Raw genomic sequence first — 12824 nt, 5'->3', positions numbered from 1 at the left:
ATCAGCAGACTGCGCGCGACCATCAGCAGACACTGTGCGAGAGGCGACGAGGATGACCTTCAACGAAGGTATGCAGATCGATCCGGATCGGGTTTCCTCCGGCGGGCCCGGGATGGGTGGCAAGCTCGCGCTGGGCGGCGGCGCGGGCGGCATCGTCGTGCTGGTGCTCGCACTGCTGTTCGGCGGTGATCCCGGATCGCTGCTCGGCCAGTTCACCGGCGCCGGGGGCGACGCGTCGCAGCAGGGCTCCGCGAAGACGCCCGCGCACTGCAAGACCGGCGCCGACGCGAACAAGTACGTCGACTGCCGCGTGGTGCTGACCGCGCAGAGCCTGGACGCGGTGTGGGGAACACAGCTGCCGAAGCAGGCGGGCCGCAAGTATTCGCCACCCAAGGTGACGCTGTTCACCGGCGGGGTCAATACCCGGTGCGGCCAGGCGACCAGCGCGGTCGGGCCGTTCTACTGCCCCGCCGACCGCACCGCCTACTTCGACACCAGTTTCTTCCAGGAGCTGGTCGACAAGTTCGGTTCCAGCGGCGGGCCGCTCGCCCAGGAGTACGTGGTGGCGCACGAGGTGGGGCACCACATCCAGAACCTGCTCGGCGATTCCGGCCGGGCACAACGGGATCCGAAGGGCCCGGAGTCCGGTTCGGTGCGCCTGGAACTGCAGGCCGACTGCTATGCGGGCCTGTGGGCCAGCTACGCCGACAAACAGCCCGCGCCCGGCAGCAACCAGCCGTTCCTGAAGCCCCTGTCCGACAGCGACATTCGCGACGCTCTGTCCGCGGCCGCAGCCGTCGGCGACGACCGCATCCAGAAGGCGGCCACCGGCCGGGTCAACCCCGAGGGCTGGACCCACGGCTCCTCCGACCAGCGCCAGAAGTGGTTCCTCACCGGCTACCGCACCGGCCAGGTCCAGGCATGCGACACCTTCTCGGCCCCCGACCTGAACAACCCTCCGAGCGGACGCTGACCTATCGGCCACCCCCGTCCCCCATCGGGTCGAGTGGCGACGGTGAGTTGCCGTGTGTCAGAGCCACCCTCATCGCATCCCGCTCCGGATGGGTAGTCCCCGCCTGACGCTGCAGGCCCCGCCCGGGAACGCTTCGCCACCCTCTGCCAGAGGCTGGTGGACTCCTTCACCGAGGATCGCTGATCCCGTTCAGCCGACGGTCCAGGTTTCCTTGCCCGTGAGCAGGTCTTGAAGCGTGGTCTCGCCCACCGGATTTCGTTCGCGGGCGGTGGTCGACTGGGTGCGAACGCCGTCGTCATAGGTGGGGCGGCTGACGCTGCGGAAGATGCCGATCGGGACGTGGGAGAGGTCCTGGGCGGAGAGGCGGGAGAGGGCGTAGGCGTATTCGGGGGCGTCGGAGCAGGCGTCGTGGACGACGATGTCGCTCTCGGCGACCTCCGCCGCCGGGGCCACCGCGAGGCCGAAACCCTCACGGACGACGGCGAATTCGTTCTCGGCGCCGAACCGGATGGGTTGGCCGTGCCGCAACCGGATGAGGTGGGATTCGGCGGTATCGCGGCGCAGCGCGTCGAAGGAGCCGTCGTTGAAGATCGGGCAGTCCTGCAGGATCTCCACGAACGAGGTGCCGCGATGTTCGGCGGCGGCGCGCAGCACCTCGGTGAGCCCGGCGCGGTCGGAGTCGAGCGCCCGCGCGGCGAAGGTCGCCTCGGCGCCCAGCGCCACCGACAGCGTGTTGAACGGGTGGTCCACCGACCCCATCGGCGTCGACTTGGTGACCTTGCCGCTCTCCGAGGTCGGCGAGTACTGGCCTTTGGTGAGCCCGTAGATCCGGTTGTTGAACAGCATGATCGTCATGTTCACGTTGCGGCGCAGCGCGTGGATCAGGTGATTGCCGCCGATGGACAGTGCGTCACCGTCACCGGTCACCACCCACACCGACAGATCGGGCCGGGTGACCGCCAGCCCGGTCGCGATGGCGGGCGCGCGGCCGTGGATCGAATGGATGCCGTAGGCGTCGAGGTAATAGGGGAACCGGCTGGAGCAGCCGATGCCCGACACGAACATCAGATTCTCGCGGCGCAATCCGAGTTCCGCCAGGAACCCGCGCACGGTGGCGAGGATGACGTAGTCACCGCAGCCCGGGCACCAGCGCACCTCCTGATCGGAGGTGTAGTCCTTGGCCTTCTGCGGTCCGTCCGCACCGGGCACGCCGGACAGTCCGGTGAGGCCGAGATCGGTGCCGACGAGCGAGGTTTCGACGATGGTCATCACTTACCCCCAGTGCTGCGGTACGTGGCCCGCGCACGCGCGGCGAAGGCCTTGTCGTGTTCCAGTTCCGCGATGGAGCCGTCGAGCGCGGCGTCGATGACGCCCACCAGTTCCTGCGCCGAGAACGCCGTGCCGGCCACCTTCGTCCACGGTTGCACGTCCACCAGGTAGCGGGCGCGCAGCAGGGTGGCCAGCTGACCACCGTTCATCTCCGGGCACACCACCCGGCGGTAGCGGCGCAGCACCTCGCCGGTGTTGGCGGGCAACGGGTTCAGATTGCGCAGATGCGCCTGCGCCACCGGTACGCCGCGGCGGCGGGCCCGCCGGCACGCCTCGCCGATCGGCCCGTACGAACTGCCCCACCCGAGCAGCAGCAGTTCCGCCCGGCCGTCCGGATCGTCGACCTCCAGATCGGGCACGGTGATGCCGTCGATCTTGGCCTGCCGCAGGCGGACCATCAGCTCGTGGTTGGCCGGATCGTAGGAGATGTTGCCGCTGCCGTCGGCCTTCTCCAAGCCGCCGATGCGATGCGCGCGCCCGGCCGTGCCCGGCACCGCGAGCGGACGGGCCAGGGTCTCCGGATCGCGTGCGTACGGCTGGAACGACTCGGCCTCCCCCGCCTCGGGTTCGAAGCCGGGATCGATGGGCTCGAGATCGGCGACGTTCGGGATCGACCACGGTTCGGAGCCGTTGGCGATCGCGCCGTCGGAGAGCAGCAGCACCGGCGTGCGGTAGGTGAGCGCGATGCGCGCGGCCTCCACCGCGGCGGCGAAACAATCGGCGGGCGACCGCGGGGCCAGCACCGCGACCGGCGATTCGCCGTTGCGCCCGTAGAGCGCCTGCAACAGATCGGCCTGCTCGGTCTTGGTCGGCAGTCCGGTGGACGGGCCGCCGCGCTGCACATCGATGATCAGCAGCGGCAGCTCGGTCATCACGGCCAGCCCGATGGTCTCGCTCTTGAGCGCCAGGCCGGGGCCGGACGTGCTGGTGACACCGAGCGCACCGCCGAGCGAGGCGCCCAGCGCCGCGCCGATGCCCGCGATCTCGTCCTCGGCCTGGAAGGTGGTGACGCCGAAATTCTTGTGCTTGCTCAGTTCGTGCAGGATGTCCGAGGCGGGCGTGATCGGATACGTGCCCAGGAACACCTGCAAGCCCGACAGCTGCCCGGCCGTCACCAGTCCGTAGGCCAGCGCCGTATTGCCGGTGATCTGCCGATAGGTGCCCGGCGGCAGGGTCGCGGGCGCCACGTCGTAGGTGGTGGCGAAGGCCTCGGTGGTCTCGCCGTAGTTCCAGCCCGCCCGGAAGGCGAGGATGTTCGCCTCGGCGATATCGGGCTTGGCGGCGAACTTCTCCCGCATGAACTGCTCGGTGCCGCCGATCGGCCGCCCGTACATCCACGACAGCAGCCCGAGGGCGAACATGTTCTTGGCGCGCTGCGCGTCCTTCTTACCGATGCCGGTCGGTTCGGTGGCGGCCAGCGTCAGCGACGTCATAGGTACCCGGTGCACGACGAAATCGGACAGCGTGTCGTCGGCGAGCGGATCGCCCGGATAGCCGACCTTCGACAGGTTGCGCTTGGTGAACTCGTCGGTATTGACGATGACGGTGGCCCCGCGCGCGAGGTCCTCCAGATTCGCCTTCAGCGCGGCCGGATTCATCGCGACCAGCACATCGGGCTGGTCGCCCGCGGTCAGGATGTCGTAGTCGGCGATCTGGATCTGGAACGACGAGACGCCCGGCAGCGTGCCCTGTGGCGCGCGGATCTCGGCGGGAAAGTTGGGCATGGTGGCCAGGTCGTTGCCGAACGCGGCCGCCTCGTGGGTGAAGCGGTCCCCGGTCAGCTGCATGCCGTCGCCGGAGTCGCCGGCGAAGCGGATGACGACCTTCTCGATCTTCTCCGACACCGCCCGGCCGGACCCGGCCGCCGCCGGAGCAGCCAATTGCTCTGCGGCAGTGTCACTTCGACGTATTTCGTCAGCCATACGCCCGCATCACTTCCTCGTCGGTGTGAGGTACCACTGGCCAAGTTACTCCCCCGCACCCCGGACACACCCGAGTTACGTGCGGTCCAACAAGATTCGGCAGAGCCGACCGGTAGTGCGTCAGGCGAACAGCGCCAGCTGCGGATCGGGCCGCCGCGCGACCGGGTCCGGCCGAGGGACAACGTCCGGCGACCCGTCGCGGTTCAACCCGTGTCGCGCGAGCATCGGCTCGACCCGACCGCGTAGCCACGCAGAATACTCCGGTGTGACGTACGCCCCACGACCGTACAGCTGCCGGTAGCGCCGCAACAACGCCGGGTGGTGGGTCGCCAGCCATTCCAGGAACCAGCCGCGGGTGCTGCCGCGCAGATGCATCGGGAACGCGACCGCGCTCGCCGCCCCGGCCGCCGCGATCTCGCCGAACAACGCGTCGAGGTGAGCACGGCCGTCGGTCAGGCAGGGGATCACGGGGGCGACCATGACGTTCACCGCGAAACCGGCCTCGGCCAGCGCCTGGATGAGATCGAGCCGGGCGCGCGGCGACGGCGTACCGGATTCCACACCGCGATGCAGGTCCGGATCGAGAATCGCGAGCGACACCGCGACGCTCACCCGGACCGTGCGCGCCGCCTGGACGAGCAGCGGTAGATCGCGGCGCAGCAGTGTTCCCTTGGTGAGGATGGAGAACGGCGTGCCCGACTCGGCCAGCGCGCCGATGATGCCGGGCATCAGCCGATAGCGGCCTTCGGCGCGCTGGTACGGGTCGGTATTGGTGCCCAGCGCCACGCCGTCGCGCTGCCACGAGCGCCGGCGCAGCTCGCGCCGCAGCACCGCGACGACGTTCGTCTTCACCACGATCTGGCTGTCGAAATCGCGGCCCGCGTCGAGCTCCAGATACTCGTGGCTGCCGCGTGCGAAGCAGTACCGGCAGGCGTGCGAGCAGCCGCGCATCGGGTTGATCGTCCAGTCGAACGGCAACCCGGAGCCCGCCGGCATCTTGTTCAGCGCGCTCTTGCACAGCACCTCGTGGAAGGTGACACCCTCGAACTCGGGCGTGCGGACGCTGCGCACGAAACCAGCGCGCTCGAGGCCGGGAAGCGCCCCGTCATCGGCGTCGAGAGTCTGGTTCTGCCATCGCACCCGTCCAGTCGAACATGTGTTCTAAGGGCTGTCAAGCAACGCTGCGCGCCTCCGGACGCGGCGACGCGCCCTGATAGAAGGCGATCAGGTCGCGCACCGTCTCCTGCGCCGGGCGCGGCCGATAGCCCAGTTCGGCGCGCGCCCGGCCGCCGTCCACCACCGGCGCCGACAGCAGCGCGCCCATCGCCGCTTTCGACACCCGGTCGCTGCCGAACAGCTTGGCCGCCGGTTCCAGCACCGGCAGCACCGCCGAGATCACCTTGGGCGGAATCGCGAACGACGGCCCGCGCTTGCCGTTGACGGCCGCGGCCATCCGGCTCACCTCGAGCATCGTCAGCATGGACCCGGTCAGCAGATAGTTCTGTCCGGTCCGGCCGCGCTCGCCGGCCAGGATCAGCCCGGCCGCCACGTCGCGCACGTCGACCAGGTCGAATCCGCCGCCGATCATCACCGGCACCCGGCCGCGCGCGCAGTCCCAGAGGGTGGTGTTGATCCGGGAGTCGGAGTGATCGATCGGGCCGTACACGCCGGTCGGGTTGCAGATCACCGCGTCCAGCCCGGCGTCGACGACCTCGCGCAGCTCGATCTCGCCCTGCCACTTCGAGCGGTCGTAGACCGGGAGGCCGGGATCGACCGAGCGGGGCGAGTTCTCATCGATGCGGCCACCGCAGGTGTACTGGTTGAAGGCGTGGATGGAGCTGGCGTGCACCATTCGGCGCACCCCGACCGCGCGAGCGGCCTCGGCGACCACCCGCACGCCCTCGGTGTTCACCCGCCATGCCAGGTCGTTACGGTGCGCCAGGGTGATCACCGCGACCAGGTGATACACGATCTCGGCCCCGTCGAGCGCCGACCGCATCGACTCGGGATCCAGCACGTCGCCGGTCACCCAGGTGACCCCGGGCTCCGGCGCCCCCGCCGGCCGGACCCGATCGATGGCGGTGACCTCGTGACCGCCGGCCACCAGCTGGTGGAGCAGGTTCGTACCGAGGAAGCCGGCTGCGCCGGTGACTGCGACCTTCATGCACCGAGAATATAGAACCCGTTCTAAATTGCAACAAGTTCTAGTTTGTTCCAGTTTGTTCCATTCCGGCCGGTCCGGGCCCGCGTCGGCTCGAAACCTGTCCTGCTGGTCGGCTATATTGAGGACCGGACCTCGCCGGTCGCGCGCCGGGGGGCAGGCAGTAGACGAGCACCGACGTTCGCGACAAGCTGATGATCACGATGATTGGGGGGCAGATTCGATGACGGAGGATCTCTCTGTCGAGACCGACGCGGTCCGGGCGTTCGCCGCGACGCACGAGGGCGTGGCCGGACAGATCGCCGCCGCGGGGAATATGGATGCGGTGAGCCACGTGGCCGCCATGACCCCGGTGTTCGGCGTCATCGGCGCCGACTATCTGGCCATGTTCGCCGCCGCACAGGTCCTGCACTGCAAAGACGTGAACGAGCTGTCGGACAAATGTAATCACCTGGGGCAGTCCGCCTTCGGCACGGCGGCGATCTTCGACGACACCGACTCGGCCTGGTCGGCCACGCTCGGCGTCCTCGGCAACCAGATCGGGGGCTGACCGTGCGCACACTCGATGGACACGACAGCGGCGTGATCGACGCTCCCGCCGCCACCCCGGCCGCGACGGCACCGCCCGCCGAGCCGCTGCTGGCCCCGGCGGTGCAGCAGGGCCCGATCCAGAACGTCCCGCTGGGCCAGCTGCCCGCCGATGTCGCGCCGCCCGAGCCGCCCGCATTCACGCTGTCCCGCAAGGAATCCGAGGACGGTGGCCTGCCGCCGCTCGGCGCGCCGCACGCACCGGCGCTGGGCGGCGGCGCGCCCGACGCCTCGGCGATACAGCCCGCCGGATTCGCCGATCCCGCCTCGCCCCTGCTCGGCGCCGCGCACGGCACGATCGACAACGCGGGAGCGGCGCTCGGCGCCGACGCCCAGGGCCTGCTCGCGGGTGCGCACGATGCCGTGAACGCGGCCGCTGGCGGGCTCGGCGGCGCCGCGGCGGCGGTGCAGCAGGCGGCCGCGCCCGCAGCCGCATCCGCCACGCCCGCCGTCGCGGCGGCACCGGGCGCCGCCCTGCCCGCGGATCCGGCCGCGGCGTTGCTCAGTGGCGCCGCCCTGCCCGCGCTTCCCGGTGTGGACCTGCTGTTCAAGCCTTTTCAGGAGCTGCTGTCCTCCTTCGGCACCGGTGTACTGGGCGCGCTCAACCCGGCCACGCTGCTGAGCCAGTCCTCTCAGGTCATCCAGAGCGCGATGCAGGTCGGCCAGGGCGCACTCAAGAGCGTCGACCAGGTCTGGCAGGGGCAGGCCGCGCGCAACGCGCAGGCCGCCGGCCAGCAGACCCAGGCCCACGGCGAGGACGCCGCCCAGCGCGGCTTCGACATCTCGAAGCTCACCGAGGAGGCCGCGGGTGTGGTGCAGCGCGGCAACGTGCAGCTGACCGCCGTGGTCAATTCCCTTGCCGCACAAGCCTCGGCGCTCGCCCCGGTGATCTTCACCCCGCCCGCGCAGGCCACCCTCATCGGCATCGCCACCGAACATCTGGGCCAGGCCGTCACCATCGTCAACGCCACGCGCGGCGAGCTGGCCGGGTACACCGGGCAGCTCTCCGGGGTCGTGCAGCAGATTCTGGGTACCGGCGGCGGCCCGAACCCGGCCGAGGTCGCGCAGTCGGTGGCGCAGAACATCGGCCAGCCGATCATGGAGCAGGCCCAGCAGCTGGTCTCGGGAACCGGCGCCGACACGATGGCCGCGGGCTTCGGCGATTCGGCCACCGGCGCGGGCTCGGCCTCGACGCACTCGTCGTCGTTCGGCGGCAACGGCGCCCATGCCGGTTCGGTCGGCGGATTCGGCAGTGGCGCAGGCGGTTCGGTCGGCGGCCTGGGCGCGGTCGGGGGCGCCAAGCCCGCCGTGCCGGGCGCGTCGGTCCCCGGTGGCACCCGACCGGGCGGCATACCCGGCCTGCCGTTCGGTCCGGGCCTGCCCGGCGCCGCCGGGCAGGGCATGAGCTCCGGCTTCATGGGCGCTCCCGCCGCCGCGGCGGCGGGCAACCGCAACAACGAGGACGAGCACGGCCGCACGGTGCAGCCGTATCAGAGTCCCACGGGCAACACCGATCTCACCGGGCCGCTGGGTGAGACCACACCCGAGGTGATCGGCCAGACCCACCACGACGAGATCATCAACGACTACGAGATGGATCAGCTCTAGGCGGGCCTCAGACGTCGAGCACGTGCGGGAGCCCGGCCCGGAAGCGGTCGGCGTCGAGCTTCTTGGCGGCATCGAATACGGGCAGTGCGACCAGTGGATACACCGCGGCGCGCGGGGCGGGGTCATCTGCCGCGTCGAGGACGGCGTTGGCCGCCGCGCGCCCGGACTCGTTGGCGCCCTCCATCGTCGCCAGGTCGATATGGCTGCGCACATGGTCCCCGCCGAAGAACAGATTCTCGATCGCGCAGTGTGCGTGCGGCCGGTGGTCGTAGGAGCCGACCGTGTTCACCAGCAGCGGCGTCTCGTTGCGGGCGACGCCGCCGGACCAGCTGACGCCCGGATCCAGGTGCCAGGAGTGGATGTCGTCGTCGTGCAGCCAGTCCGTCGCGGTATTGAGCCATACCTTCAGCTGCGCCCACACCTCGGCCGAGATCTCTTCGGCGGTACAGTGTTTGGCGCTGCGGCCGTACAGGATGCCGGGCGTGTCCCAGTCGGAGATATCCACCGACAGGCATTCCCGGACGCTGCCGTCGCCATATGTCGCCGCGAAGTCCCCGACCCACATCGGCGCCTGGCGTAGGGCGGTGAGCGCCCACGGCGAGCCGAGGGCCGCGATGTGCCCCTGCGGGATCTCGGTGGACCGCCGCAGGAAGTACTGGATGCCGACCATCCAGTCGGTGAGCAGTTCCCGCATTCCGGCCAGGTGCGGATCGGCCTCCAGGATTCGGTCGTGCAGCAGCGGCACCGCCTTGTCCACGGGCATCGCGCAGATGTAGTAGTCCGCGGCGACCCGGGCGGCCGCACCGCGCGCGTCGGTGACCGTGACCGATTCGACCCGGCCGCCACCGAGGTGCAGCGCGCTCGCCCGGCTGCCCAGCACGAAACGCACGCCGAGCGACCGCAGATACGCGACCCACGGGTCGATCCACGCCTCGTTGGTGGGCCGGTTCAGAATGCGGTCGATCCCGCCGGAGAACTGCGGAATCGCGCCGGTCGCCGCCAGCACCAGCGCTTCGCCGATGGTGCCGATGGTGCGGGCCGAACTCAGGTGTGGTTTGGCCGCCACGGTGATCCGGGTCAGCGCGTTGACCAGATAGTCCCGGTACGCCGCGGACTTACCCTCGGCGTGCATGATCTGCTCCCAGGTGACGTACTCCCACTGGCCGAACCGGCGTTCCGCGCTGGAGGTGAACCACAGCGCCATCTGCTTGGCGAAGAACGCCAGCTCGTGCGGCGGCAACTCGGGGACGAACCCGAACGCGCCGACGATGGTGTTCTGCAGCAACTGCGGCGTCAGCTGATCGATCGAGCCGATCTCCACCGGCGCGAAGATCGGCGGGCGGCCGCGCAGACCGGCCACCGTGCCCTCGACCCGGATCAGATTGTCCAGCACACCATTCGGGTTGCCCGGGAACGGGATTCGGCGCATGGTGTCGGGAACGTGCTGGTAGCACCCCGGGAAGAAGCGAAATCCGTGCTCGCCGGGCAGATCTCGGCGGCCACCGGCGCCCGTCCCCGGAACTCCCATGCTGCGGGCCTTGCCACCGAGGTACGCCGGTTCGTACACCGTGACCTCGTAGGCGCGTTCGGCGAGTTCGTGCGCGGCCGCCAGCCCGGCCATGCCGCCGCCGAAGATCGCCACGGAGCGCCCGGCCGAGCGAAGTCCCGGCGAGCGCCGCCGCGGCGCGGCCGCCGCGGCCGGACCGGACAGCACGGGTGCGCACGCGAGGCCCACTCCCGCGGCCAAGGCCCCTCGTAGTACGTCGCGGCGGTTCGGATGTGCTGACGTCGTCGGCAGCTGATCAGGCATGGTCTTCTCCTGGACTGGCAGAGGGGGAACGGAACGGCAGTGATGCCGCGTGGTGCGAAAGGCCCTGCAGCGGACCGGAACTCAGGGTGGTGTGGGTGGTGAACCATTCGGCGGCGTTGTCCCGTACCTGGCGCGCGACATCGGCGACCACGGGCACCGGGTCGTGGCGGCCCCGCCACAGCGCACTCGCCACCAGACGGGCGGAGCGGGCCGGGGCGTTGAGCTCGCCGGGCCGGCGGGTGCGGGAGAAGATCCCCGTGACCAATTCGCTCAGCGCCGGGTCGCGGGTGGCGGCGCGGTACAGCTCGATCTCCAAGGGGCGCATGGCTTCTCCGCGAGCCAGCCGATTGGTCCAGTGGTAGATGTCGCGGCACTCGCGCACCCGCCGCCGCTCCCATGCGCTGAGCGCCCGGTCGAGCCGCGCGGTGTCGTCCAGCACCGGTGCGACCGCCTCGCCGAGCAGCCGCCCGTAGTGCAGGGCATCCCGGATGCCTTGTGCAGTGACGGGATCCTTGAAGTGCCCGGCGTCGCCCGGCAATGCCCAGCCCGGTCCCGACGACCGCCGGAAATAGGACGACAGGCCCGTCGCCGACCGCACCCGCCCCACCCGTTCGCATCCGGCCAGGCGCGCCGCGAGTTCGGGGATGCGCTCGATGGCCGCGGCGTAACGCTTTTCGGCCGCGCCGGGTCGCTGTTCCGGGTCGGCGGGTGGCTGCACCAGGCACAGCAGCAGTCCGTCGTCGCACGGGAATGCGGTGCCCAGATCGGCACCGGATCGCCATTGGGCTGCGACGCGCCGCCAGCCGGTGGCGTCGTCGCGCCAATAGGCGAACAGGCAGTCGCGCCCGCTGCGCTCCGCGGCGAACGGGTGCGCGGCGCCGACCAGCCGGGCCACGGTGCTGCGACGGCCGTCGGCCCCGACGACCAGGCGGGCCCGGATCTCCGCAGCGGCCCCGGACGGGTCGGTGTATCGCACGCCCACGCACCGCTCGCCGTCCCAGACGATGTCGGTGACCCGGCACCGTTCACGGATTTCGGCGCCCGCCGCGGCGGCCGTGCGGACCAGGGCGTCGTCCAGTCCGATCCGGCGCACGCACATCGCGTAGTCGATCCCGTCGACGGCCGGGAACCCCGTCGCGATGTGGTGCCCGGCGCCCCCGGCGTAGGCCCGGGTCAGGCGCGGCGCGCCGAGGTCGGTGACCGCGGCGAGGGCGCCGAGCCGCCGCAGTTCGGCGACCCCGGACGGCCACAGCAGGTGTGTGGAGAGCGTGTCGGACGGAAATCGGGCGCTGTCCAGGGCGATCACCGTGCGTCCGGCCCGCGCGAGCGTGGTCGCGGTCGCGGCTCCGGCACAGCGGGCGCCGACCACGACCACGTCGGCCCGCTCCGCCGCGGCAGCGGCAACGTCATCCATGAATACCGCCTCGGGCACTCAGTCTCGGACAGTGTGTCCGATCGATAGTGCGGCGGTCGGGGCCGGAAAGTCAACGCTCGATTCCGCTCGGACCCCCCGCTGTCCGAGACAGCGGTGCGGCACGTGGGCCGACGCGATTTCCGGTCGTGGGACGGGCACAATGGCCCCATGGCACGCGCGAACGGAAGACCGCCGGACGGGTCCGGCGCCGCGGCGGCGGGTGGCCGATGCCGTCATTGACCCGAGTCCCGCGGCACGCGCGCAAGCCCACCGACGACCGCCGCGCCGAGTTCGAACAGCGGGTGCTCGTCGCGGTGGAGGAGTTGCTCGCCGAGGGCACGCCGTACACCGAGATCGCGGTGCAGAAGATCGCCGCCGCCTCGAATTCGGCACGGTCGACGTTCTATCGCTACTTCCCCGACAAGAGCCGCCTGCTCATCCGGATGGCCGACCTGGCCACCGCAGATCTGTTCGAAGCCGCCGAACTGTGGTGGAGCACCGAGCACACCGACCGGCAGGCGGGCGTGGCGCGCGCGATCGGGGCGATGATCGCCGGGTTCCGGCGGCACCGCTACCTGCTGCTGGCCTTGAGCGAGGTCGCCGCCTACGACCGGGATGTCGGCGCGTACTGGCGCGCCCGAGTCGCGACATTCACCGAAATGGTCCGCGCCAGACTGGAATCCGATCGCGCGGCGGGCCGGGTCGGCGCGGATCTGGACCCCGCCGCCACCGCAGTGGTGCTGACCTCGATGGTGGAGCGCTCGATCACCGTGGCGTTCTCGGCGGACACCGGAATCGGCGATACGGAGCTGGCCCGGGCGCTGGGCCGGGCGATCTGGCTGGTCGTGTACGGCGATGCTCCCGACGCGGGCCCCACGCGGTAGAACACGTTACACAACTGCGAGCGACCGGCACGCACCACAGCACGGAACATCCTTGGGCCGATCGGTCCGCACCACTCTCGATATACTGCCGCTGCCTGCAGAATACACCCGCAAGCGGAGGGTATCGGCCGATCT

At 70.6% G+C, this 12824-nt stretch carries 10 protein-coding genes; 4 read left to right on the top strand and 6 right to left on the bottom strand.

Annotated features, from left to right (window positions below; genetic code table 11):
* Window positions 1-52: 52 nt before the first annotated feature.
* Window positions 53-973, top strand: a complete 921-nt coding sequence (ypfJ, locus tag NWFMUON74_RS14800; RefSeq protein WP_187688366.1) for a KPN_02809 family neutral zinc metallopeptidase — start codon at window positions 53-55, stop codon at window positions 971-973.
* Window positions 974-1162: 189 nt separating this feature from the next.
* Here the strand turns inward: ypfJ and NWFMUON74_RS14795 are convergent, their stop codons facing one another.
* From NWFMUON74_RS14795 to NWFMUON74_RS14780, 4 genes are all read right to left on the bottom strand, one after another.
* Window positions 1163-2242: a 2-oxoacid:ferredoxin oxidoreductase subunit beta gene (locus NWFMUON74_RS14795; RefSeq protein ID WP_187688365.1), complete on the bottom strand. Its 1080-nt coding sequence runs from the start codon at window positions 2240-2242 to the stop codon at window positions 1163-1165.
* A complete protein-coding gene (locus NWFMUON74_RS14790) occupies window positions 2242-4182 on the bottom strand; it encodes a 2-oxoacid:acceptor oxidoreductase subunit alpha (protein WP_187688364.1) in 1941 nt (646 codons plus the stop codon). Before NWFMUON74_RS14790 ends, NWFMUON74_RS14795 begins: the two co-directional genes overlap by 1 nt.
* A gap of 162 nt (window positions 4183-4344) precedes the next feature.
* Window positions 4345-5364, bottom strand: a complete 1020-nt coding sequence (locus NWFMUON74_RS14785; RefSeq protein ID WP_187688363.1) for an Rv2578c family radical SAM protein — start codon at window positions 5362-5364, stop codon at window positions 4345-4347.
* 31 nt (window positions 5365-5395) lie between these two features.
* Window positions 5396-6388, bottom strand: a complete 993-nt coding sequence (locus NWFMUON74_RS14780) for an NAD-dependent epimerase/dehydratase family protein (protein ID WP_187688362.1) — start codon at window positions 6386-6388, stop codon at window positions 5396-5398.
* 220 nt (window positions 6389-6608) lie between these two features.
* Here NWFMUON74_RS14780 and NWFMUON74_RS14775 point away from each other — a divergent pair, with 220 nt between their 5' ends.
* Window positions 6609-6935 carry a type VII secretion target gene (locus NWFMUON74_RS14775; RefSeq protein WP_187688361.1) on the top strand — a complete coding sequence of 109 codons (327 nt, stop codon included), beginning with the start codon at window positions 6609-6611 and terminating at the stop codon, window positions 6933-6935.
* Between the two features lie 2 nt (window positions 6936-6937).
* Entirely contained in the window at window positions 6938-8581 is a 1644-nt protein-coding gene (locus tag NWFMUON74_RS14770) for a hypothetical protein (protein ID WP_187688360.1), read from the top strand.
* 7 nt (window positions 8582-8588) lie between these two features.
* Here NWFMUON74_RS14770 and NWFMUON74_RS14765 read toward each other — a convergent pair whose 3' ends face one another.
* On the bottom strand, window positions 8589-10391 hold the full coding sequence (locus tag NWFMUON74_RS14765; protein WP_187688359.1) for a hydroxysqualene dehydroxylase: 1803 nt from the start codon (window positions 10389-10391) through the stop codon (window positions 8589-8591).
* Complete coding sequence (locus NWFMUON74_RS14760) at window positions 10384-11805, bottom strand: NAD(P)/FAD-dependent oxidoreductase (protein ID WP_187688358.1); 1422 nt, start codon at window positions 11803-11805, stop codon at window positions 10384-10386. Before NWFMUON74_RS14760 ends, NWFMUON74_RS14765 begins: the two co-directional genes overlap by 8 nt.
* Window positions 11806-12032: 227 nt before the next feature.
* Between NWFMUON74_RS14760 and NWFMUON74_RS14755 the strand changes: the two genes are divergently transcribed.
* On the top strand, window positions 12033-12689 hold the full coding sequence (locus tag NWFMUON74_RS14755) for a TetR/AcrR family transcriptional regulator (RefSeq protein WP_187688357.1): 657 nt from the start codon (window positions 12033-12035) through the stop codon (window positions 12687-12689).
* Window positions 12690-12824 lie beyond the last annotated feature (135 nt).

The sequence above is a fragment of the Nocardia wallacei genome (assembly GCF_014466955.1).
Taxonomy (GTDB): domain Bacteria; phylum Actinomycetota; class Actinomycetes; order Mycobacteriales; family Mycobacteriaceae; genus Nocardia; species Nocardia wallacei.
The sequence above is the reverse complement of the archived record's forward strand: the minus strand, read 5'-3'. Positions and strand labels throughout refer to the sequence as shown.